This window comes from Pseudomonas sp. USHLN015 (genome assembly GCF_037153275.1).
GTDB lineage: Bacteria > Pseudomonadota > Gammaproteobacteria > Pseudomonadales > Pseudomonadaceae > Metapseudomonas > Metapseudomonas tohonis.
Map to the genome: position 1 here is coordinate 172,122 of NZ_JBBCKP010000005.1, position 22,943 is coordinate 195,064.

Annotated in this window: 16 protein-coding genes; 11 read left to right on the plus strand and 5 right to left on the minus strand. The window is 62.1% G+C overall.

Annotated features, from left to right (window positions below; all coding sequences use genetic code 11):
* Window positions 1-263: 263 nt before the first annotated feature.
* The 8 genes from uraH to WFQ67_RS11910 all read left to right on the plus strand — a co-directional run bounded on the left by uraH (window position 264) and on the right by WFQ67_RS11910 (window position 14,753).
* A complete protein-coding gene (gene uraH / locus WFQ67_RS11875) occupies window positions 264-617 on the plus strand; it encodes a hydroxyisourate hydrolase (RefSeq protein WP_111260831.1) in 354 nt (117 codons plus the stop codon).
* A gap of 278 nt (window positions 618-895) precedes the next feature.
* Window positions 896-2,599 carry a ShlB/FhaC/HecB family hemolysin secretion/activation protein gene (locus WFQ67_RS11880; protein ID WP_337056971.1) on the plus strand — a complete coding sequence of 568 codons (1,704 nt, stop codon included), beginning with the start codon at window positions 896-898 and terminating at the stop codon, window positions 2,597-2,599.
* 27 nt (window positions 2,600-2,626) lie between these two features.
* Entirely contained in the window at window positions 2,627-11,815 is a 9,189-nt protein-coding gene (locus tag WFQ67_RS11885) for a hemagglutinin repeat-containing protein (RefSeq protein ID WP_337056972.1), read from the plus strand.
* A complete protein-coding gene (locus WFQ67_RS11890) occupies window positions 11,808-12,197 on the plus strand; it encodes a hypothetical protein (RefSeq protein WP_213625418.1) in 390 nt (129 codons plus the stop codon). The genes WFQ67_RS11885 and WFQ67_RS11890 overlap by 8 nt, the downstream gene beginning before the upstream one ends.
* A 261-nt stretch (window positions 12,198-12,458) precedes the next feature.
* Window positions 12,459-12,917 (plus strand): hypothetical protein, encoded by a 459-nt coding sequence (locus WFQ67_RS11895; protein ID WP_213625417.1) that lies wholly within the window; start codon window positions 12,459-12,461, stop codon window positions 12,915-12,917.
* Window positions 12,918-13,034: 117 nt separating this feature from the next.
* Window positions 13,035-13,679 (plus strand): hypothetical protein, encoded by a 645-nt coding sequence (locus WFQ67_RS11900; protein WP_213625416.1) that lies wholly within the window; start codon window positions 13,035-13,037, stop codon window positions 13,677-13,679.
* Window positions 13,676-14,260: a hypothetical protein gene (locus tag WFQ67_RS11905; RefSeq protein ID WP_213625415.1), complete on the plus strand. Its 585-nt coding sequence runs from the start codon at window positions 13,676-13,678 to the stop codon at window positions 14,258-14,260. Before WFQ67_RS11900 ends, WFQ67_RS11905 begins: the two co-directional genes overlap by 4 nt.
* Window positions 14,261-14,327: 67 nt before the next feature.
* Window positions 14,328-14,753, plus strand: coding sequence for a hypothetical protein (locus WFQ67_RS11910; RefSeq protein WP_213625414.1), 426 nt, complete (start codon window positions 14,328-14,330; stop codon window positions 14,751-14,753).
* Window positions 14,754-14,934: 181 nt separating this feature from the next.
* Here the strand turns inward: WFQ67_RS11910 and WFQ67_RS11915 are convergent, their stop codons facing one another.
* Both WFQ67_RS11915 and WFQ67_RS11920 read right to left on the minus strand, forming a co-directional pair.
* The gene (locus WFQ67_RS11915; protein WP_337056973.1) at window positions 14,935-15,561 is read right to left on the minus strand and encodes a LysE family translocator; all 627 of its coding nucleotides are present in this window, start codon (window positions 15,559-15,561) and stop codon (window positions 14,935-14,937) included.
* Between the two features lie 72 nt (window positions 15,562-15,633).
* Complete coding sequence (locus WFQ67_RS11920; protein WP_043243483.1) at window positions 15,634-16,983, minus strand: NCS2 family permease; 1,350 nt, start codon at window positions 16,981-16,983, stop codon at window positions 15,634-15,636.
* 320 nt (window positions 16,984-17,303) lie between these two features.
* Here WFQ67_RS11920 and WFQ67_RS11925 point away from each other — a divergent pair, with 320 nt between their 5' ends.
* The 3 genes from WFQ67_RS11925 (at window position 17,304) to WFQ67_RS11935 (ending at window position 20,309) form a co-directional block, all read left to right on the plus strand.
* Window positions 17,304-18,608: a C4-dicarboxylate transporter DctA gene (locus tag WFQ67_RS11925; RefSeq protein ID WP_213625411.1), complete on the plus strand. Its 1,305-nt coding sequence runs from the start codon at window positions 17,304-17,306 to the stop codon at window positions 18,606-18,608.
* A gap of 72 nt (window positions 18,609-18,680) precedes the next feature.
* Window positions 18,681-19,379, plus strand: coding sequence for a FadR/GntR family transcriptional regulator (locus WFQ67_RS11930; protein WP_111263413.1), 699 nt, complete (start codon window positions 18,681-18,683; stop codon window positions 19,377-19,379).
* 159 nt (window positions 19,380-19,538) lie between these two features.
* On the plus strand, window positions 19,539-20,309 hold the full coding sequence (locus WFQ67_RS11935) for a GntR family transcriptional regulator (RefSeq protein ID WP_111263414.1): 771 nt from the start codon (window positions 19,539-19,541) through the stop codon (window positions 20,307-20,309).
* Between the two features lie 222 nt (window positions 20,310-20,531).
* Here WFQ67_RS11935 and guaD read toward each other — a convergent pair whose 3' ends face one another.
* The 3 genes from guaD to WFQ67_RS11950 form a co-directional block, all read right to left on the minus strand.
* Window positions 20,532-21,836 carry a guanine deaminase gene (gene guaD / locus WFQ67_RS11940; RefSeq protein WP_213625410.1) on the minus strand — a complete coding sequence of 435 codons (1,305 nt, stop codon included), beginning with the start codon at window positions 21,834-21,836 and terminating at the stop codon, window positions 20,532-20,534.
* Between the two features lie 103 nt (window positions 21,837-21,939).
* On the minus strand, window positions 21,940-22,788 hold the full coding sequence (gene xdhC, locus WFQ67_RS11945; protein ID WP_263150200.1) for a xanthine dehydrogenase accessory protein XdhC: 849 nt from the start codon (window positions 22,786-22,788) through the stop codon (window positions 21,940-21,942).
* On the minus strand, window positions 22,785-22,934 hold the full coding sequence (locus WFQ67_RS11950) for a hypothetical protein (protein WP_337056974.1): 150 nt from the start codon (window positions 22,932-22,934) through the stop codon (window positions 22,785-22,787). The genes xdhC and WFQ67_RS11950 overlap by 4 nt, the downstream gene beginning before the upstream one ends.
* Window positions 22,935-22,943 lie beyond the last annotated feature (9 nt).

A 22,943-nucleotide genomic window follows, 5' to 3' on the forward strand; every position in this document is an offset into this window, starting at 1 on the left:
TGATTGGTCAGTTCTTTGCAATACAACCCTTGCTCTGTGCCGGTCTGCATCAAAATGGTGCTGGCGAATCCAGCCGCCGTCGAGGTGCTAAAAATTCTCGAATAATTGTGTACAATTCTTCTGGATAATGTCTTATATTTGGTCCATCGAAGTTCCCGGGCCGCCCCTTTTCAGGGCTTGGGCACTCCTGATGCACCGATTTCAACGAGAAGAGGAGGTGTGGCTGTCGCCGGTCGATGACCGCAGCGGGAGCCCGGAAAGCAATGGGACGATTGACCACCCACGTACTGGATGCCGCCCACGGTTGCCCTGGCAGCGACATCAGCATCGAGCTCTACCGCGTCGAGAACGGCGGCCTGGAGCTGATCACCCGCACCACCACCAACGACGACGGCCGCTGTGACGCGCCCCTGCTGCAGGGCGATGACTACGCCACCGGCGTCTACCAGCTGCATTTCCACGCCGGCGACTACTACCGCAAGCGCGGCGTGAAGCTGCCCGAGCAGGCCTTCCTCGATGTGGTCGTGCTGCGCTTCGGCATCAGCGCCGAGCAGGACCATTACCACGTGCCGCTGCTGATCTCCCCCTACAGCTACTCCACCTATCGCGGCAGCTAGTAACCGTCTTACCCCTGACTCATCAGCGAGTCCTTTTTCCCGGCCCGTCCACACTGCGGGCTTTTTTTTGCCCGCGATTCGGGCCTGCCGGCAGGAAGCTGGACAGGAAAGTCCCGTCTGGACCGCAGGCTCTGGCACTGCCGTGCCAGAGTGATGGCATTTTGCAAGTCATCTGACGAGTGGTTCGCATTTGGTCGGGAAAGGGCTTGAGCGAAGTTCCCGGCGCCATAAAAATGCCGCCCCGATGTCGATATGCCATTACTCCAAGGACGGTCGCAATGCGTCTGCAGTCTTTCGCTGCGGGTTTCTGCCTGCTTTTTCCTGCTTTTTCCGTTTTCGCGGCTGATAGCCCTGGTGCGCCCTTCGCTGGCGATCGCGACCTGATCCGCGAACGCCAGGACCGCATCCTCGAGGAGCAGCGCAAGCGCCTGCAGGACCTGCAGCAACTGCCCGGCCGCGAGGCCCCCGTCCAGCCCAGCGCTCCCGCCAGCCAGGGGCCGTGCTTCGACATCCGCAGCATCCGCCTGCAGGGTGCCAGCCTGATTACCGCGCCGCGCCAGCGCGAGCTGCTCAAGCCGTTCGAAAACCAGTGCCTGGACAGCGGTCGTCTCAACGAGCTGCTCAAGGCCATCACCCAGCACTACATCGACAAGGGTTACGTCACCTCGCGCGCCTACCTGCCGCAGCAGGACCTGGCCGACGGCGAGCTGGACGTCATCGTGGTCGAGGGCAAGCTCGAAGGCCTCGACAGCTCCGCCATCGCCAGCGACCGCGAACTGGCCATGGCCTCGCCCGCGCGCGACGGCGAGGTGCTCGATTTGCGCGAAATGGAACAGCTGGTGGACCAGATCAACCGCCTGCCGTCGCGCCCCGCGCAACTGGAGCTAGTGCCCGGTGCGGACGTGGGCGGCAGCCGCGTGCAGCTCAAGGGCGAGCCGACCAAGCCCTGGCGCGTGGGCCTGAACCGCCACAACGACGGCCAGCGCAGCACCGGCGAGCAGCAGTGGGGCGCCAGCCTCGACTGGGACAGCCCCTTCGGCCTGGCCGACCAGCTCAGCCTGCGCGGCGGCGGCGACTTGGCCAGCGACCACTGGAAGCACTCGGCCAACCAGAGCGTCCTCTACAACCTGCCCTACGGCTGGTGGAACTTCAGCTACGCCTACAGCCAGAGCTACTACCGCACCCGTAACCAGGGCGACGGCTTCGCCTTCGGCACCGACGGCGAGAGCAAGAACCACCAGCTGCGTGCCGAGCGCGTGCTGCACCGCGACAGCGTCAGCAAGACCGCCGCCAGCCTCGGCATCGCCCACCTGGAAACGCGCAACTACGTGGAAAACAGCCTGCTCGGCAACTCCAGCCCGCGCCTCACCGAATCCCAGCTGGGCTTCAACCACGGTCGCCGCATCGGCAACGCCTTCGTCAACGTCGATGTCGGCTGGCAGCGCGGCATCGGCGCCTTCGACGCCCAGCACGACCGCACACCGTTCCACTACTCGCCCGAGGCCCGCTACAACAAGTACAGCCTCACCGCCAGCTACCTGCAGTCATTCCAGTTGCTGGGCGAATCCTTCAGCGTCGACAGCCTGGTCAACGGCCAGCACAGCGAAGACGTGCTCTACAGCCCGCAGCGCATCAGCGTCGGCGGCCTCAGCTCGGTGCGCGGCTTCAAGGAGCAATCCCTCTCCGGCGACACCGGTGCCTACTGGCGCAACCAGCTGCGCTGGCGCCGGCCGGTGACCTGGGCGGCGCTGCAGCCCTTCGTGCAGGAATACGGCGCCGCCTTCGCCTACGACCTGGGGGTGATCCACGGCGATCGCTACAACCCCGGCCAGAGCGGCCGCCTCAGCGGCAACGCCTTCGAATTCAGTGCCCGGGGCCAGCACCTGGCCGCCTCGGTCACCTTCGCGCGGTCCCTGGAACGCCCTGACGCCATCACGCGCCAGGAGCACCCGGTGTATTTCCGCTTCGACCTCTTCTTCTGATTTCAGCTTCGCCCGGAGTTCCAGTACATGGACGTTCGCAGCCCCTTCTTCCAGAACATCGCCACCGTCCTCGTCGGCGTGATGTTCCTCAACCCCATCGTCTCCACCGCCGCTGACCTGGCAGTGGACGCGGCTGCCGGTGGCAACACCAGCATCGGCAGCGCCGGCAACGGCGTGCCGGTGGTCAACATCGCCACGCCCAATGCCAACGGCCTGTCCCACAACCGCTTCACCGACTACAACGTCGGCCAGCAGGGGCTGATCCTCAACAACGCCACCGACAAGCTGCAGAACACCCAGCTCGGCGGCTACATCATCGGCAACGCCAACCTCAACGGCCGTGCCGCCGGCCTCATCCTCAACGAGGTCAGCGGCGGCAGCCCTAGCCAGCTCAAGGGCTACACCGAGGTGGCCGGGCAGGGCGCCCATGTCATCGTCGCCAACCCCCACGGCATCACCTGTGACGGCTGCGGCTTCATCAACACGCCCAAGGTCACCCTGAGCACCGGCAAGCCGGTGGTGGAGAACGGCCGTCTCGACCGCTACGACGTGGACGGCGGCGCCATCGCCATCGAGGGCGCCGGCCTCAACGCCGGCAACGTCGACCAGTTCGAGCTGATCACCCGCAGTGCGCAGATCAACGCCGAACTGCACGCCAGGCAGCTGGCCATGGTCACCGGCCGCAACGAGGTGGACGCCACCACCCTGGCCGCCACCGCCAAGGCCGACGACGGCAGCGCCCAGCCGCAACTGGCCATCGACAGCTCCGCCCTCGGCGGCATGTACGCCGGCGCGATCCGCCTCGTCGGCACCGAGCAGGGCGTGGGCGTGAAGCTGGCCGGCGACATGGCCGCCAGCGGCGGCGACATCCAGATCGACGCCAACGGCAAGCTGACCCTCGCGCGCACCGCCGCCAGCGGCGATATCGCCCTCAAGGCCACCGACATCGACCTGACCCGTGGCGCCTACGCCGGCGGCAAGGCCCGCGTCACCAGCGCCGGCAGCGTCGAGGTGAAGGAAAGCCTGGCCGCCGCCGGCGACCTGAACCTGAACGCCGCGCGCATCGACAACCAGGGCCACCTGGAAGCCGGCGTGCGCGCCGACGGCAGTGCCAACACCGCCAGCGTCCTCGACATCCAGGGCGGCACCCTGGCCAACCGTGGCCAGGTGCTGGCCCAGGGCACCCTCTCCACCGACCTCACGACGCTCGACAACCAGGGGGCGCAGCTGGTCGCCGCCGGCTCCGCCCAGGTGAAGGCCCAGACCCTGCACAACCAGGGCGGCCAGCTCATCGGCCGGCAGGACCTGACGGTCGACGGCAAGCAGCTGGACAACAGCGGCGGCACCCTGGCCGCCAACCAGGCGCTGACCGTCACCGTCACCGATGAGGTGAAGAACCTCGGCGACGGCCTGATCCTCTCCAAGACCGACGACCTGACCCTCACCACCGCCGTGCTGGACAACCAGGGCGGCACCCTCCAGGCCGACAGCGGCGAGCTCAAGGCCACTGCCAGTACGCGCCTGGACAACCGCAGCGGCAAGGTCCTCACCGGCGACGGCACGCTGACCCTCGCAGCCGGCGAACTGCACAACCAGCAGGGCCGCCTCAACGCCCAGGGCGGCGCCCTCAAGGCCACCACCGACAGCCTCGGCAACGGCCAGGGCCGCCTCCAGGGCGACAGCGTCGAGCTCACCAGCAGCACCCGCCTGGACAACGGCCAGGGCCAGATCGTCGCCACCCAGGGCGACCTGGAGATCAAGCGCGGCGAAGTCATCAACGACGGCGGCCAGCTGCTCGCCAAGCAGACGGTCAAGGTCGACGCCGACAGCCTGCGCAACCAAGGCGGCACCCTCGGCGGCGACAGCGTCAGCCTCACGCTGAGCGGCAAACTGGCCAACGACGGCGGCCTGATCGAAGCCAGCAAGACGCTGAATCTCGATCTCGGCTCCGCCAGCAACGCCGGCGGCAAGCTGCGTGCCCTCGGCAGCACCGGCAGCAGCACCTTCGCCATCGGCGGCCGTTTCGACAACGACGGCGGCCTGGTGGAAATCGGCAACGCCGGCTTCACCCTCACCAGCGCCAGCCTCAGCAACCAGCAGGGCACCCTGCGCCACGTCGGCACCCAGGGCTTCGCCCTGAGCCTGGCCGATGCCGGGCAGGCCGGCGGCAGCTTCATCACCAACGGCGTGCTCAGCCTCGACGTCGCCGACTGGACCAACAGCAGCCTGCTGCAGGCCCAGCGCCTGGACCTCAAGGTCGGCACCTTCACCCAGACCGCCAGCGGCAAGCTGGTGTCCATCGACGACATCACCGCCAGCGGCGGCGACTGGACCAACGACGGCGCCATCGAAACCGAAGGCAGGCTGCAACTGGCCCTCAGCGGCCGCTACCAGGGCAACGGCAGCCTGAAGAGCCTGGGCGACATGACCCTCAGCGCCGCCAGCGCCGAACTCGGCCAGGGCGCCCAACTGCGCAGCGGCGGCAAGGGCGAGTTCCGCCTCGGCAGCAGCCTGGTCAACGCCGGCACTATCAGCACCGTGGGCGATGCCCTGCTGATCGTCGCCAGCCTCGACAACCGCGGCACCCTCGGCGCCGCGCAGAAGCTGCGCATCGAAGCCCCGACCCTGCTCAACCAGGGCCTGGTGTTCAGTGGCGCCGACATGGCCCTGCGCGCCGACAGCCTCACCAACCTCAAGGGCGACATCTATAGCCTGGGCGCCCTGAGCGCGGCGAAGGACGATGCGAGTGGGCAGATGGCGTTGCTGGAGAACCGCTCCGGCGGCATCGAATCCAGCGGCGACATGACCCTGCGCGCCGCCACCCTGACCAACCGCAAGGAGCTGTTCACCCCCGGCAAGACGCTGGTTGCCGGCTCCATCAGCGTGGTCTGCTACGACTGCAGCGGTGACCACCACAACGTCGACTACGTCGCCACCGAGCGCTTCGAAAGCTCGGTGCTGGAAGACTCCGCCGCCTCGCGCATCCACAGCGGCGGCAACCTCGATATCCAGGGCGGCGTGATCGCCAACCGCTACAGCAGCCTGAGCGCCACCGGCAACATCGGCATCCAGGGCACCAGCCTGGAAAACGCCGGTGCCGCCAGCGGCATCATCGAACGTGTACGCCGCTTCAACACCGGCCGCGTCACCGACGGCACCGACGAGCGTTTCCGCGACAACTACATCAACCCCTACAACGCCCAGCCGATGCCCAAGGAGGTGCCCAGCGCGCTCTACAGCTGGGCGCTGACCAGCGATATCGAGACGCGCACGCCCACCGGTGTCGGCTCACCGGCCATCATCCAGGCCGGCGGCAATGTCAGCATCCAGGCCACCCAGCCCATCACCAACGACTCGGTCCTGGCCAACCAGGCTCCCCAGGGCGGCAACGCCCAGAGCCTGGACAGCCAGGTGGGCCTCACCAGCCAACCGCTGGTGGTGCAGCTCAACGCACAGCTGGCGCCGGACGCCAACCAGCAGGCGGTCAACCCGCTGACACTGCCGGGCTTCGGCCTGCCCCAGGGGCAGAACGGCCTGTTCCATGTCAATGACGGCCCCGGTCATCGCTACCTGGTCGAGACCCGCGCCGAGTTCGCCAATCTCAGGAGCTTCCTCAGCTCCGACTACATGCTGAGCCGCCTCGGCTTCGACGCCGACCAGGCGCAGAAGCGCCTGGGTGATGGCCTGTACGAGCAGCGCCTGATCCGCGAAGCAATTGTTGCTCGCACTGGCAAGCGCTTCATCGATGGGCTGGCCTCGGACGAGGCCCAGTTCAAGTACCTGATGGACAACGCCATCGCCAGCAAGGAAGCCCTCAATCTCGCCCCGGGCGTGGGCCTGAGCGCCGAACAGGTGGCGGCCCTGACCCACGACATCGTGTGGATGCAGGAGCAGGAGGTGAATGGCGAGAAGGTGCTGGTGCCGGTGCTCTACCTGGCCCAGGCCAAGGACCGCCTGGCGCCGAGCGGCGCACTGATCCAGGGCCGCGACGTGGCGCTGATCAGCGGCACCACCCTCACCAACAGCGGCACCCTGCGGGCCAGCAACAACCTCCAAGCCTCGGCCCTCAATGTCAGCAACGCAGGTCTGATGCAGGCCGGCGAGCGCCTGTCCCTGCTGGCCACCGACAGCATCCGCAACGCCCGTGGCGGCCTCATCAACGGCAAGGACGTCAGCGCCATCGCCCTCACCGGCGACATCATCAACGAGCGCACCATCAGCCAGGACGCCCGCAGCGGCAAGAACTTCAGCCAGCTCACCAGCGTGGTGGACAAGGCCGCCGGGATCGAGGCGAGCAACAGCCTGAACCTCTCCGCCGGGCGCGATATCCAGAACATCGGCGGCAGCCTCAAGGCCGGCGGCAACGCCACGCTGAGCGCCGGCAACGACCTGGTCATCGCCTCCGCTGCCGAAGAGAACGGCAGCATGCGCCAGGACAAGCGCCATTTCTGGAGCACCACCAGCACCACCCAGCATGGGAGTGATGTGCAGGTCGGTGGCGCCCTCCGAGCAGAGGCGGGACAGGACCTGGGAATAGTCGCGAGCAAGTTGACTGCCGGCCAGGAGCTGGCGCTGGTCGCAGGGCGCGATGTCAGCATCGAGTCGGCCGCCAACGAGAGCCATCGCGCTTCTCGGAGCAAGAAGGTCCAGAGCAGCAACGACCAGATTCGTCAGCAGGCGTCCGTTGTGCAGGCCGGTGGCGATATCTCTATCGAGGCAGGTCAGGATCTGACCCTGGTCGCCAGCCAGATCAAGGGCGCGAAGGATGTGGCCCTGGATGCCGAGCGGGACACGAACCTGCTTTCCGCCAAGGACGAGGACGCCAGCTTCTACTTCAAGAAGAGCAAGGGCTCCTTCGGGCGCAAGAAGACTGAGCAGCGGGAGAGCTACGACAGCACCAATATCGCGTCCGTGGTCGAGGCGGGTGGTGATCTCACCCTCAATACCAGCACGGCGGCCAATGGCAGCCTGAACATCGACGGTGGGCGCAACGTCACCGTGATCGGCAGCGAACTGCATGCCGGTAATGACCTGCTGGTAGGCGCGACCGGCGATGTCGCAGTCCTGTCCGGAGTCGAGGAGCACGGCTCCTACAGCAAGAAGACCAAGTCCGGCTTTCTCGGCATGTCGAAGAGCGGCAAGAGCCAGCTCAAGACCAGCGCGACCCAGGTGGCCAGCGAGCTGGAGGCTGGCAACGATGTCGTGATCGCGGCGGGTAACGACATCCGCCTGCGCGCCAGTGAAGCCAGCGCGGGTAATGACGTGGAGTTGCGTGCCGGCCTGGTGAAGGACACCGGCGACATCAACCTCGTTTCCGCCAACGACACGGCATATAGCCTCACCAAGGAATACAAGAAGAAGGTCGGTCTCTCCACGTCGGGTGGCTTCCTGTCTTTCTCCTCGGCCAAGGAGGCCGGTCGCGAGGCGCAGAGCAGTACCAGTGTCGGCAGCCAGGTGTATGCGGACCGGGATGCGACGCTGCAGGCCAAGCAGGACATCAATATCGTTGGCAGCGGCGTAGCAGCAGGTCGAAACGTGTTGCTCGATGCTGGCCGTGACGTAAACGTGGTGGCCGGTCAGAGCGTCGCAGCCAGTAAATCCTGGGAGCGTGAGCGTAGAAGCGGTATTGCGATTGACAGTGATCGAAACGGTTTCTCGGGATTCATCGGCAAAGAGACGCTGAAAGAGGTCACGAGGACCTCGCAACAGACTGCGTCGGCTAGCGTTGTCCAGGCTGGAAATGACGTAGATGTAAGAGCCGGAAGGGATATTAACCAGCAGGGTTCCGATATTGGCGCGGAGCGCGATATCAACCTGAAGGCTGGACGCGATATCAATCTGGACGCCAGTCAGGAGCGCTACACCCGCGAGGAAATTGAGAGCAAGGACCGCAGCGGGCTGACGGTCAATGTCAGTCATAACTACGGCAATACCCTGGACGCAATCAACGGAACTGGTAAAGGCTATAACGCGATCAGCCAAGGTTCCAGCGTGCTTAAAACCGCTGATGCCATCACCCAGTTCGTGTCTGGACCCTCAGGGGGCGTGCATGTCGGGAATGCAGGCACCAGAAGCACCACATTCGAGGAGAGCGTCTCCAATCGTCCATCGACGTTGAGTGCTGGCCGAGATGTGAACCTCTCGGCAGAGAACAACGTTACTGCCCGTGGAACTCAAATAGGGGCAGGCCGGGACATCAACATCAAAGGTGATGATGTCACCTTGGATGTGGCTCGTGGCGCTCAAGGCGGTAGCAGTGAGTCTTACATTAGCCAATCTGGTCTGAACGGCGGGACGACCTTCAACAGCGCTCGTATGGGGGCGGGTGCCAGTCATGGGACTAATAAGGAAACTGGTATCGATGGTACATCCTTGCCAGCGAGTCTCTCTGCTGAGCGCGATATCAATCTCGAGGCCCGTAACGACCTGAAGGCGATTGGTACGCATGTTCAGGCTGAGCGCGACATCAATCTAAAGGCTGGGAATGATCTTGAGATTAGGGCTGCGCAAAACGCATCCGACCAGGAAACCCGGCGCAAGAGCGGTGGTGGTGAGATTGGTGTTGCGCTTGGTGGAAGCGATTTCATCTCTCTGTACGGCAGTGTGGATATCGGCAAGGGACGGCTTGATCGGGATGCTCAAAAACAGCAGGACGCTTATTTCTACGCGGGTAAGAACCTGAATTTCGAAAGCGGCCGCGATACTACTGTGGCCGGCGCACATCTGGATGGCGAAAACGTAAAAGGGAAGGTAGGGCGGGATTTGACCGTTTCATCCTTACCGGATACCGGCAAGGTGAGCGGCAAGGAGCTGGATGCCAGTCTCACGGTAAGCGTTGGCTATCAGACCTTCAGCGTCAGCGGCTCTCTCGGTGTTGGGAAGACCAGTGGCTCCACCAACTGGGTACAGGACCAGACCAGCATCGTCGCTCGTGATCAACTGGATATACGAACCGAGAAGCACACCCAGCTCGACGGCGCTTTGATTGCGTCGGATACCGGAAAGCTAAAGCTCGATACCGACACGCTTGGCTTCCGGGATATCAAGGGTAGTGACAAGGAGCACGCTTGGTACATCAACGGCGGCGGCTCCTACAGTTGGTCTACCAATGAAGCCAGTAAGCCTGCCTCCGCAGATGGCAAAGAAGCAGCAACTTCCGCAGTGGTGGACAAAAGCCAGGGTGATAAATCGGGTGATAACAACTGGAGCGTCAGTGGTTATGACTATCGGAAAGACCGTGAGCAAATCGTTAGGGCCACAGTTGGAGAGGGTGAGCTTAAGGTTAGAAGTGACTCTTCGACTGGTGGTGATTCAACTGCTGGCTTGAATAGAGACGTTGATCGTGCATATGAGATCACGAGGGACAAGGAAGACAGGACAGATATCTACGCAAGTAAGTCATCAATCGATGCTGTTTCCGATGTCAATACGCTCAGTAACTGGAAGGATGAGCTGACGGCCTATAAAGATAAGCTCGGCGGGAACCGGGAGATGGCCGAGCGCCTCTACAAGGGTTCCTTGAACGCTGTTGAGGACATACGACGAGAGATTCAGGCGCAACGAGTAGGGATGGATCAGGTTCCTGCGAGTCTCCGTGAGACCTTTGGTGATGAGCAGGCTCTCTTGATTGCGAAGAATGCTGTCAGGAATGGTGTTTCTGTCGAAGAGATCAAGCTGCCGAATAGTGATGTCGTCGAGTCGCTGAAACTGTTCTTGGTGCGGAGTAATGATTTCGATTTGGTCGTCGCAAAATGCGAGGCTGCTGGATCATGCAAGGTAAGCAGCGCTGGAGTCTTGACTTTAGACGAGGGTGATTCGTTCGATGTGCAAACAAAAGGAGAGTTGCTTCTTGATCATGCAACTTTCTTGAAGCAGCAGTTGGATAAATTACCTGTAGCTGAAGCTCAAGCTGCGATGCTTGCAATCCAGGCTCTCATGGGGCCAGTCAAAGCTGCGTTGGGGGTAGCCAGCAGCGTGGCGGTTAATTGGTTCTTTGGAGACAAAATCGCTGAAGTCAAAGAAGAGCTTGCTATCGGTGCTGCCGACCCTCTGGTTAGGCCGACTGATAGTGAGCTCAAGGGTAGCCATGACCAAGCGAAACAGGACTATCAGCAAGGGAAGTCGGAGCTTGACGGGAATACCTATGTTATAGGTGCTGAATTCCTGATTGATATTGCCTTGGGTGGAATAGGTCCGGGCTCTCTGAAAAAAATTAGTGTGACTAAAGGCTCATCGCCTCATCCGACTAAGGACGGAAGTGGTCCTATACAGCCTGGCTCTAAAGATGTTGCTGGGCATCAAACTGAAAAGCCAGGGCCTTGCTGCTTTGCCGCAGGCACAATGGTTTCGACTCCTAAAGGCGATAAAGCCATTGAGGCCCTCAAGATTGGGGATATTGTCTGGAGTAAGCCTGAAAAAGGTGGCGAACCATTTGCCGCTGCCGTTACTGCCACCCATGTACGAACTGATCAGGCGATCTATCGTTTAAAGCTGAAGTCTATTGATGGGGCGCTCACCGATACTCTACTGGTAACAGATAGCCACCCATTCTACGTTCCGGCACGGCATGACTTTGTCCCCCTGATCAAACTTAGCCCTGGCGATCAGCTACAGTCCTTGAGTGATGGTGGAAGCAATAATGCCACTATTGCAGTTGAGTCCATCGAGTTGGTCAAGCCTCAGGGAACTACATATAACCTGACGGTGGATATAGGTCATACGTTTTATGTGGGTGGCCTTAAGGCATGGGTGCATAATTCAGGTCCATGTAAAGAGCCTGCTTGCAAGGGAGGAAATTGCGCGGTAAATCCCGATGGGGCAGTAATAAAGGAATTGGTCTCTCTAAAAGCCCCTAACACACGCCATTATGCTGACAAAGTGACACAGGGGTCGCTTGCTAAGGATAAGAATACGGTGGTAGATAGATCTGTGGTTGATCTAAATGCAGATGTCACTGCGATTCGTGCAGGGCAGGCTCAGAAAGTCGGAGATAATTACATTATTAATGACAGGATATATGGCGCACATGACGGAACTCTTTACCCGATTTCTGGGCCTGGTCTTTATTTGTTGGATAGGGGGGGGTATAAGGCTCTGGGCGTTCTGAATAAATTTGGCAACTCACCCAGAGCAGACGAGATCTTGAAGAGTATGAAGATCGACGACCAAGCAAGGGCTGAGGCTTTAAAGGTTTGGAGGGCTATAAATAATGATTGATTTTTTGTTGAGATATCGCATTTCTATCCAAGAGCTAAGGACTTTCATCGCTCTGGTTGTGGGAGTGTCTGTTGATGAGGTCGTTGTTTGTCAGGATGCTGAATTTTATGAGAAGGCGGGCGCATTGGATTTATCCAGTTGCAGATGTTTATGTGTTTTTTCGTATGTCCATGGAGAGGCTGCTATGTTGCTGCAGCTGTTTAGATGTGAGATGAGTGCCGCAGAATTAAAAGGAAAAATAATTTCTTCATCTTCTATTCTGGGGGTCGAGTGTTATATTCCAGATCCCGTTGGTGAGGGTTGGGTTTATGTGGGGGTTAATGGAGTGGTGTCTGTTAGAAGGGTATGTGATGATGATGAAGAGCATTTTTATTTTGAATAAAGTGGCTCTTGTTCTGTTTCGTTGTGTTGGGGTGTGGTGAAATGTGATTTTCTAAAATGGGTGGATATGTTTCTTGGCGCTAAAAGGAAGATTTATACAGGCAGCTATGTTGCTGCTTAAATAAATAATTGCGTCATTGCTCTGTTTGGCTTCATTGTGGTGCGGGTCAAAGCAGATAGGTATTTGAATTATTAAGATTTTTTGGGTGTCTAATAGGTTTTTGATCTGACCAAGCTGCAATGAAAGGGTGTTAAGGAAAATATGAAGCATACTTGTCTTATCGCGATCGTGGCTCTTATGGCTGCATGCTCCAATAAAGACCCGGCAACTCTTCCAGTTGCTTCTAATGAAGCACCTTCTGCTGCTATACAGGCCTTCCGTGATATCTGCCTGAAGACTGCGCCCGACTTCTCTCAGGCCGCAGTGGTCGCCAAGACACTTGGTGTCGAAGTTACCGATATGGGCTTCATGATGGCGGGCTTCAACGCTGACAAGAGCATGAGTGTCCAGATCCAGGCAGGGAAGGAGTGTGCTGTGACAACGCCTTCGCAGCGGGACGAGAGCCTTACCCGGCAATTGCTGGACTCTGCTCGTGGTCTATCCGGCACTCCGGTTGCGCAAACCGCTCCTTCCATGGTCACGCTCGGTGGCCAGGTTTTCATCCTCGCTCATGACCGGAGTGGCGGTGAGGCGTATGTCTTGCTGAAAGCAAAGGACTGACTTCAAGTCGATAGTGCCGGCACAGGTCACGGTGCCGGCGTCACTCTCCTCAGATATTGTGCTTCCGGCCATTATCCGGTCGGGGCAGCCATCTCTTTCTTCGTTATCGGTCGCCTAATGCTCCAGAAGTTCTTTATCGCTCTTGCCCTTGTCAGTCTGGGGGGCTGCTACAGCATGCCCACCACATCGGTACCTGCCTCCTACGAACCTACCGCCACTTCTGGCACCAGTTATCTGATCGGTGTCGTGGGTATCTGGCCGGATGCCTATATCGCTGCCGAGGAGCAGAAACTGCTACTGCGCCAGCGCGGCGGACATGAGTTCGCCTCTGCACAGTCGCTCAATGGTTGGTTCGTCCGGACGCCACGGGATGTTCATGATCGATCGAGAGGAATCGGCTCGCTTTTCGTTATGCCGCTGAAGCCAGGTCGCTACGAGCTCTTCAATGTCTGGTTCGATACTGGACGTACTCGCTCCTGGAGTCGGGAGGATTTCTCGATTCCGCTGAATCTGGAGGCTGGCAAGGCCTACTACATCGGTGATTTCCGCAGCGCCTGCATCATCGTCGGGAATGCCTGTACCTATTTCCATAGCCGCCATCCGGAGCGGGATTTAGCGCTCGCAAGAGCAGCGCACCCTGAGTTGCCTTCCATTGAGGAACTCGACCTCAAGTACCTCGATGGTGCTTATCCGACGATTATCGACCAGAACGGGCCCAAGGCCTCTGTCTACAGGGCACTGATGTCCGGAGAGCTGCAATGAAGAAGTGCATGCTATTGCTTGCAGCATTACTGCTCCTGACAGGCTGCCAGATCCATCACACGCTCAAGGAGCCCAACATCGTGCTCGGCGAGCCGTTGCCTCCCATCAACGTCGTGATGAGTGGAGATGTACCGGCGCCTCTCATTCGCAACTATCTGCGAGGTACCGGGGCGTTCGAGCAGGTGACCGAGGGCTATGATCGGGACGGTTACAACCTGGTGGTCATTTCCCAGAGCAATTACTGGCGGTGGCACAACATTCCCAGGATGTTCCTGAGTGCGTTCACCTTCTTCCTCGTGCCCGCCCCGACGTACTGGGATAGCCGTATCGGCTTCCTGGTCAGCAAAGGTGAGAAGCCGCTCCGCAGCTACGAGATTGCCAATCACACCGAGCACAGGATAGGCCTGATCCCAACCGGGGACGCTCGAGGAGCGAACGTGCGGGTGATCGTCGATACCTTCGTCGCCCAAGTGCTCGCCGACCCGCCTTTCGACAAGTTGGCCTATGAGCAATCCGAGAACGTTTCATCCTCCGCTTCAAGTGGTAGCGATTGCGGCAAGCCTGAGTGCCTGATCGAATAATCCCTGTGCCACCTTGGTCATGGTGTTTACGGGCGCAGTTGAATAGCCAGCCCAAAAAAGGAAAGTCATGCGTACCTTCTCCCTCATCCTCATCGCTTTTTTTCTGCTCCTGTCCGGTGCCCTGGTGCTGATAACTGTGCCGACGCTGGGAGAGCGCCCGCTTTCACATTGGTCACTGAATATGGGGATATGGCTTAGTGCACTGGCTGTATCGGCGCTCTACCTGGCGTCGTGGTTGCTGGCCCGCAAGGAGCACGGGCGTTCCCATGCCGTGGTGTTCTGGACCTACCTACCGGCGCTGGTGATCAGCCTGATCACCGGGGCCTCTTGGGGTGTAGTAGGGCATGTGATGGAAACTGAGAAAGCTGACTTCTCGACTGCTTTCGATTACTCGATGCTGATCTTTGCCGCCGGATATGGGGTGGTGGTATTGCTTTATTGCGGCGCGCTGGCCTATGTCGTTCGCAAGCGGAATGCCTTGATTGCCGGTTGAGTCGCTACTTGGTCAGCGCTTGTCTGGAGTGGGGCCAGGAAAGAATGTCTGATACTTCAGAACCTATCTGGCCCCTACGTCCGTGCTGATGGACATACATGGATGTATTTCTTTTAAGCCTTTCGCTTCACCATGAAAAAGCCCGGCATCCGCCGGGTTTCGTCATTTCAGGAGGGCCGTTTCAGCGGGATATCAACGCCGCCGTGCCCGCCGCACCGAACAGCCCGGCGCTGACGCGGTTGAACCAGGTCTGGCCTTCGCCGGAGCGCAGGTAGCGGGCGGCGGCGTGGGCGCTGAGGCCGTAGAAGAGCTTGCAGGCGAGGTCCAGCACGGCCCAGGTGGCGATCATCACCGAGAGCTGGCCCAGCAGCGGGCGGTCGGCGCTGATGAACTGGGGCAGGAAGGCGGCGAAGAAGAGGATGTCCTTGGGGTTGCTGGCGGCGAGGCCGAAGGCTTTCCAGTAGAAGGCGCGGAAGCCCGGGTTGGTCGGTTGCTCCTCGGCCGCCACCGGTTTGCCGGCGTTGCGCGATTGCTTCCAGCTCTGCCAGGCGAGGTAGAAGAGGTAGAGCGCGCCGACGAGCTTGAGCAGGCTGAACAGCTGTTCGGAGGCCAGTAGCAAGGCGCCGAGGCCAAGTGCGGAGGCGGCGAGCAGGCCGGTGGCGGCGCTGACGCCGCCGAGGAAGGCGGGCAGCGAGCGGCGGATGCCGTAGTTGAGGCTGTTGCTGACCATCAGCAGGGACAGGGGGCCGGGGATGAGGATCACCACCAGCGCGGCGCTGCTGAACAGCAGCCAGGTTTCCAGGCTCATTCGCTCGTCTCCGGACAATGAAAAGGGCCCCGGCGTTTCAGCGCCAGGGCCCTTGGGTGTTGCGGAGCGAGCTTACAGGAAAATGAACTTGGCGACGAAGATGGCGCAAAGTGCATACAGGCTGGGCGATACCTCGCGGTATTTGCCGGTGCAGGCCTTCATCACCACGTAGGTCACGAAGCCCAGGGCGATGCCGTCGGCGACCGAGAAGGTCAGCGGCATCATGATGACGGTGACGATCGCGGGGATGGTTTCGGTGTGCTCGTCCCAGTCGATATGGGCCATGCCGCCCATCATCAGCATGGCGACGTAGATCAGCGCGCCGGAGGTGGCGTAGGCGGGGATCATGCCGGCCAGCGGGGCGAAGAACATCGCGGCGACGAAGAGGATGCCGACGGTGACGGCGGTCAGACCAGTGCGGCCACCGGCGGCGACGCCCGCGGCGCTTTCCACGTAGCTGGTGACCGGCGGTACGCCGAGCACGCCGCCGAACACGCTGGAGGCGCTATCGGCCTTCATGGCCTTCGACAGGTTCTCGATGCGGCCGTCTTCCTTCACCAGGTTCGCGCGCTGGGCCACGCCCATCAGGGTGCCGGCGGTGTCGAACATGTGCACGAAGAGGAAGGCCAGGATCACGCTGATCATGGTCACGTCGAACGCGCCGGTGATGTCCATGGCCATGAAGGTCGGGGCCAGGCTCGGCGGCATGGAGAAGACGCCGCCGAACTTGACGATGCCCAGGCCGACGCCGATCAGGGTGACGGTGAGGATGCTGATGAGGATGCCGCCGAACACGCGACGGTATTCCAGCACGGCGATCATCAGGAAGCAGATCGCGGCCAGCAGCGGGGCGGGGGAGGTGAGGTCACCGATGTGCACCAGGGTGCTGGAGTTCGGTACCACGATGCCGGCGGTCTTCAGGCCGATGAGCCCGAGGAACAATCCGACCCCCGCACCCATGGCGAATCGAAGGCTGCTTGGGATGCTGTTGAGCAGCCATTCGCGGATGCGCGAGAAGGTCAGGATCATGAACAGCACACCGGACAGGAACACCGCGCCGAGGGCGATCTGCCAGCTGTAGCCCATGGTGTTGACCACGGTGTAGGTGAAGAAGGCGTTGAGGCCCATGCCCGGTGCCAGGCCCACCGGCCAGTTGGCGTACAGGCCCATCAGGAAGCAGCCGAAGGCGGCGGCCAGGCAGGTGGCCACGAAGGCCGCACCGTGATCGATGCCGGCATCCGCCATGATGTTGGGGTTGACGAAGATGATGTAGGCCATGGTGATGAAGGTGGTGAGGCCGGCGGCCAGTTCGGTTCTCACGGTGGTGCGGTGTTCGGTCAGCTTGAAGAGGCGTTCAAGCAGGCCTTTGGCGGGGGGGCTAGCAGCGTACGTTCCTTGTTCTTGTTGTTTGGTGCTTTCCACAGCAGGTACCTCTCATTTAGTTGTTTTTAGCTGTTCGGCCGGCTGGTTACCTGGGTCCCTTGCGCAGCGAAAAGCCTGAGGTTTGGTGCCTCACGGGGCGGTACGAATTTTCTGACTTTTGGGTCAAAAGTACGCAGTCGGATTATGTGTTTGTGTACAAAAAAGTCAATTAATGTTTGTCGGCTTGTGTGCAGCTTTTCGGGGGCATAGACTGCGCGTGCTGGACTGACCGGTAAGACCACAACAACAAAGCCTCCGGATCTCGCACAAGGGCGTAGCCGCGCCAGCGCTCCGGGGGCACCGCAACGGAGATTCCCCCCATGCTCAAGTGGTGCTCGCGCTCGATATTCCTGCAGGTCGTCATCGGCCTGGTCATCGGCATCCTCTGCGGTATCGGCTTCCCCGAGTTCTCGGCGCAGCTCAAGCCCCTGGGCGACGGTTTCATCAAGCTGATCAAGATGCTCATCGCGCTGATCGTGTTCTGCGTGGTGGTCAGCGGCATTTCCGGCGCGGGGGACCTGAAGAAGGTCGGTCGCATCGGCTTCAAGGCGGTGGTGTATTTCGAGGTGCTGACCACGGTGGCGCTGCTGATCGGCCTGCTGGTGGCCTATGGCGGCGGGCTGGGGGTGGGCGCCAACATCGACCTCGGCCAGTTGCCGGCCGGCGATGCCGCGCTCTACACCTCGCGCACCGGTGACCTGCACGGGCCGGTGGACTTCGTCATGGGGCTGATCCCGGCGTCCGTGATCGGTGCTTTCGCCAGCAACGACATCCTCCAGGTGCTGCTGTTCTCGGTGCTGTTCGGCTGCGCGCTGAACCAGGTGGGCGAGGCGGCGTCGGGCGTGGCTCGGCTGATCAACGAGATGAGCCATGTGATCTTCCGCATCATGGGCATGATCGTGCGCCTGGCGCCCATCGGCGTGTTCGGCGCCATCGCGTTCACCACCAGCAAGTATGGGGTCGATTCGCTGCGCCACCTGGGCGGCCTGGTGGTGGTGTTCTACGCCACCTGCGCGGTGTTCGTGCTGCTGGTACTGGGGACCGTGCTACGGGTTTCCGGGCTGCGCCTGTGGCCGTTCCTCGGCTACCTGCGCGAGGAGCTGCTGATCGTCCTCGGCACCGCCTCCTCGGACGCCGTGCTGCCGCAGATCATGCGCAAGCTGGAGCACCTGGGCATCCGCAGTTCCACGGTCGGCCTGGTCATCCCCACGGGCTACTCGTTCAACCTGGACGGCTTCTCCATCTACCTGACCCTGGCCATCGTCTTCATCGCCCATGCCACCGGCACGCCGCTGGCGATGAACGACCTGGTCACCATCCTGCTGGTGTCGCTGGTCACCTCCAAGGGCGCCCACGGCATTCCCGGCTCGGCCCTGGTGATCCTCGCCGCCACGCTTGCAGCCGTGCCGGCCATACCCGTCGTGGGCCTGGTGCTGGTGCTCTCCGTGGACTGGTTCATGGGCATCGGCCGCGCGCTGACCAACCTGATCGGCAACTGCATCGCCACCGTGGCCATCGCCCGTTGGGAAAAGGACATCGACCTGGGCCGCGCCCGCAGCGTGCTGGCGGGCGAGCAGGGCTTTGCGTTCAAGGACCGCCTCGGTGCCAAGCCGACGGCGGATTGAGAAGGGCGTCGCCGGGCTGCATGATGCTGCGGCCCGGCCTGCCTGGTCCGGCTTCACAAGGAGGAAGGAACAGTGAACAGCTCATCGACCCTGGTGGGGTCCATCGTCCAGTCACTGCGCGAGTCCATCGAGCAGGGGCGCTGGGCCGTCGGGGAGATGCTCCCGGGCCAGCGCGAACTGGCCGAGCAACTGGGCATCAGCCGGCCCTGCCTGCGCGAGGCGGTGACGGTGCTGGAAACCCTCGGCATGGTCCGCTCGCTGCCCGGCAAGGGCGTCCAGGTGATGGGGCGCGAGGCTGCGGAACTCGCCATCACGGCGCCCCGCGACCACAGCATCGAGGATGTGATCCAGCTGCGTTATGCCCTGGAGCCCTTCATCGTCGGCCTGGTGGCGCAATCCATCGCATCAAGCGACCTCGACCGCCTGCGCCTGCGCCTGATGGACCTGCGCGACGCCGCGGAGGACGACGACATGGATGCCTTCGTCGAGGCCTATATAGGCTTCCATCAGTTGCTGGGCTCGCTGACGACCAATCCCATCTTCCAGTCCCTGGTCACGCAGGCGGGGGCTGCGTTGGCCCGCAGTGACGCACTGCTGCGCCAGCGCGGTGACGAGTTGCAGGAGCGGGTGCGCGAGCACGAGGCCCTGGTGCAGGCCATCCGTCGGCGCGACAGCCTGCTGGCCTCCTCGCTGATGCGTGACCACCTGGTCGCCGAAGGTCGCCGGATGGGGTTGCGCCTGGAGCTGCCGGAGGGCTCCAGGGCCCTGTAGGCGGGATTCTGGGCGGGGTGGCAGTGCCTTTGTCCGGTCGGATTGTGTACAATGCGCACATTTTTCCGAGGCTTTCCCCGCTGGACGCTGGCAATACGATGCCGACTCAGCGTAGTGTCAGCCCTATTCCCGCTTTCGAATCCTTCTACGTGGGCCCCCATGAACGACGTTGAACACAGTTTGAAGAAGCCGCCGCGTGCCGCCAAAGGCACGCGCAATGGCACCCAGGATGAAGTCGTCTACGCACATATCTTCGAAGCCATCCTCGAACAGCGCCTGGCTCCGGCCACCAAGTTGAGCGAAGAGGCCCTGGGCGAGATCTTCGGTGTCAGCCGCACCATCATCCGCCGCGCCCTGTCGCGCCTTGCCCACGAGGGCGTGGTGCTGCTGCGTCCCAACCGTGGTGCCGTCGTGGCCAGCCCGGGGGCCGAGGAAGCGCGGCAGATCTTCTACGCACGTCGCATGATCGAGCGCGCCATCACCGAACTGGCTTGCGTCAACGCCACTCCCGAACAGATCGCCGGCCTGCGCCAGATGGTCATTGAGGAGCGCGAGTGCTTCGCCCGTGGTGACCGCGGCATGGGCATCCGCCTGTCCGGCGAGTTCCACCTGAAGCTGGCCGAGGCCGCTGGCAACTTCACCCTGCTGGGCTTCCTGCGCAGCCTGATTTCGCAGACCTCGCTGATCATCGCCCTGTACGAGAGCAACAGCCGCACCCATTGCTCGGACGAGGAACACGACAAGGTCATCGACGCCATCGAGTCGCACAACGTCGAGGTCGCGGTCGACCTGATGATGCGCCACATGGACAGCGTCGACGCCAAGCTCAACCTCGAAGGCGAAACCGCCTCCGACGACCTGCACGCGGTGTTCTCGCACCTGCTGCAGAGCAAGAAGAAAAGCACCCGCGCTTCCTCGCGCAGCGCCTGAGCAGGGTGTGATGAAGAAGCCCCGCGAATGCGGGGCTTTTTTGTGGGTGTGTGGTTTTGGGTGGGGCGGGTCGTCGGGTGTAACCGGGGGCGGGATCGCGAATGGATTCGCTGCCACGGAGCGCCGGGGCGCTTTTGGGCGAATGAATTCGCCCCTACAGGGCGCGCGCGTGGGAAAATGAAAAAGCCCCGCATGGGCGGGGCTTTCGGGTGCGGCGTTGGATCAGTCGCGGCGGTGCACGGAGCGGCCGGCGGCGAAGGTTTCCTTCACGGTGCGGTCGTCGCCGAGGATGGTCAGTGCGAAGAGCTTTTCCTCGATGGTCCTGGCCTGCTGCATGCGGTAGGCGATCAGCGGGGTGGCCTGGTAGTCGAGGACCACGAAGTCTGCGTCCTTGCCGCTGGCGAAGTTGCCGATCTTGTCGTCCAGGTACAGCGCGCGGGCGCCGCCCAGGGTGGCCAGGTACAGGGACTTGAACGGGTCGAGCTTCTTGCCCTGCAGCTGCATGACCTTGTAGGCCTCGTTCAGCGACTGCAGCTGGGAGAAGCTGGTGCCGGCGCCGACGTCGGTGCCCAGGCCCACGCGCACGCCGTGCTCTTCCAGTTTCTGCAGGTCGAACAGGCCGCTGCCCAGGAAGAGGTTGGAGGTGGGGCAGAAGGCCACGGCCGAGCCGGTTTCCGCCAGGCGCTGGCACTCGTCGTCGCAGACGTGGACGCCGTGGGCGAAGACCGCGCGCGGGCCGATCAGCTTGTAGTGGTCGTACACGTCCAGGTAGCCCTTGCGCTCCGGGAACAGCGCCTTCACCCATTCGATCTCCGCCTTGTTCTCGGACAGGTGGGTGTGCATGTACAGGCCCGGGAACTCGCCGAACAGCTGGCCGGCCAGGGTCAGTTGCTCCGGGGTGCTGGTCGGCGCGAAGCGCGGGGTCACCGCGTAGTGCAGGCGGCCCTTGCCGTGCCAGCGCTCGATCAGCTCCCGGCTGTCGGCGTAGCCGCTTTCCGGGGTGTCGGTCAGGTAGTCGGGGGCGTTGCGATCCATCAGCACCTTGCCGGCGATCATGCGCAGGTCCAGGGCTTCGGCGGCCTCGAAGAAGGCGTCGACCGACTGCTTGTGCACGGTGCCGAACACCAGCGCGGTGGTGGTGCCGCTGCGTAGCAGTTCCTTGAGGAAGATGGCCGCCACGTCGGCTGCGTGGGCCTTGTCGGCGAAGGCCTTCTCGGTGGGGAAGGTGTAGGTGTTCAGCCAGTCCAGCAGCTGTTCGCCGTAGGAGGCGATCATGCCGGTCTGCGGGTAGTGGATGTGGGTGTCGATGAAGCCGGGGGTGATCAGGGCGTCGCGGTATTCGCGCACCTCCACGCCCTTGAGGCTGGGCAGCAGGTCGGCGGCATGGCCGACGCGGGCGACCTTGCCGTCCTCGATCACCAGCACGCCGTCCTCGAAGTACTCGTAGGACTGCTCGACGCCCACGTCGGCGGGGTCGGCGATGCTGTGCAGGATGGCGGCGCGATAGGCTTTTACGGGGCTGGTCATGTTGAATCTCGTTCTTTCGTGATCTTGATGCCCCATGGCGGGGCTCCGCGCAGGCGAGCGCCGAGCCGAGGCGGCCCGGTGTCCTCCTGCATGAATCTCGGGGTCAGGCCTGTTCGCGGCGGGAAGAGGGCACCAGTTTGGCGACTGTTTCCCTTTTCTTCACGTCCTGGCCTTCCTCCTTCTGACCGAAGGTGGCGTTGTAGGTGGCGATGATCTCGCCGGCGATGGAGATGGCGATCTCCGCAGGCAGCTTGCCCTTCACCTCGGCGATGCCCATGGGGCAGCGCATGCGTTGCACGGTTTCCGGGGCGAAGCCGCGGTCGCGCAGGCGGTGTTCGAACTTCACCCGCTTGGTCTTCGAGCCGATCAGGCCGTAGTAGGCGAAGTCGTTGCGCTTGAGGATGGCGGCGGTGAGTTCCAGGTCGAGCTGGTGGTTGTGGGTCATGACGATGAAGTAGCTGCCGGCGGGCATGCGCTCGACCTCATCGACCACCTCGTCATTGACCACCTTCTCGACGCCGGCGGGAATGGACGCCGGGAACTCGTTCTCCCGTGAATCGATCCAGCGCACCTTGCACGGCAGGCTGGCGAGCAGCGGAGCCAGGGCACGGCCCACATGGCCCGCGCCGAACAGGGCGATATGCGCCTGGGGCTGGCCCATGGGCTCGAACAGCAGCACCGTGGCACCGCCGCAGCACTGGCCGAGGCTGGCGCCCAGGCTGAAGCGCTCCAGGCGGGTTTCCTGGGAGCGGGTCCGCAGCATTTCGCGGGCAATCTCCATCGCCTTGAATTCCAGGTGGCCGCCACCGATGGTCTCGTAGATGCGGTCATCGCTGACCACCATCTTCGAGCCGGAATTGCGCGGGGTGGACCCGCGCTCTTCGATGATGGTCACCAGCACGCAGGCGTCCCCGCGTTGCTGGAGTTCGGCCAGGGCGCTGATCCAGCTCATTTGCTCAATCTCCAGGTGCGCAGGGGCTTGGCGGAGCGCGAGAGGCGCCAGACATCCTGCTCCGGACGGCGCAAGGCGTCGGTCGGCTGGGTCGGTGCGGCCTGCTGTTCCGGGTTTTCGCGACTGAAGGCGGGTTGGCTGTTCATCTCGGCTCC

Bases quoted from the DNA above. Each gene is read 5' to 3' on its own strand.
- uraH (WP_111260831.1), top strand. From the start codon at position 264: ATGGGACGATTGACCACCCACGTACTGGATGCCGCCCACGGTTGCCCT.
- WFQ67_RS11880 (WP_337056971.1), top strand. From the start codon at position 896: ATGCGTCTGCAGTCTTTCGCTGCGGGTTTCTGCCTGCTTTTTCCTGCT.
- WFQ67_RS11885 (WP_337056972.1), top strand. From the start codon at position 2,627: ATGGACGTTCGCAGCCCCTTCTTCCAGAACATCGCCACCGTCCTCGTC.
- WFQ67_RS11890 (WP_213625418.1), top strand. From the start codon at position 11,808: ATGATTGATTTTTTGTTGAGATATCGCATTTCTATCCAAGAGCTAAGG.
- WFQ67_RS11895 (WP_213625417.1), top strand. From the start codon at position 12,459: ATGAAGCATACTTGTCTTATCGCGATCGTGGCTCTTATGGCTGCATGC.
- WFQ67_RS11900 (WP_213625416.1), top strand. From the start codon at position 13,035: ATGCTCCAGAAGTTCTTTATCGCTCTTGCCCTTGTCAGTCTGGGGGGC.
- WFQ67_RS11905 (WP_213625415.1), top strand. From the start codon at position 13,676: ATGAAGAAGTGCATGCTATTGCTTGCAGCATTACTGCTCCTGACAGGC.
- WFQ67_RS11910 (WP_213625414.1), top strand. From the start codon at position 14,328: ATGCGTACCTTCTCCCTCATCCTCATCGCTTTTTTTCTGCTCCTGTCC.
- WFQ67_RS11915 (WP_337056973.1), bottom strand. From the start codon at position 15,561: ATGAGCCTGGAAACCTGGCTGCTGTTCAGCAGCGCCGCGCTGGTGGTG.
- WFQ67_RS11925 (WP_213625411.1), top strand. From the start codon at position 17,304: ATGCTCAAGTGGTGCTCGCGCTCGATATTCCTGCAGGTCGTCATCGGC.
- WFQ67_RS11935 (WP_111263414.1), top strand. From the start codon at position 19,539: ATGAACGACGTTGAACACAGTTTGAAGAAGCCGCCGCGTGCCGCCAAA.
- guaD (WP_213625410.1), bottom strand. From the start codon at position 21,836: ATGACCAGCCCCGTAAAAGCCTATCGCGCCGCCATCCTGCACAGCATC.
- xdhC (WP_263150200.1), bottom strand. From the start codon at position 22,788: ATGAGCTGGATCAGCGCCCTGGCCGAACTCCAGCAACGCGGGGACGCC.
- WFQ67_RS11950 (WP_337056974.1), bottom strand. From the start codon at position 22,934: ATGAACAGCCAACCCGCCTTCAGTCGCGAAAACCCGGAACAGCAGGCC.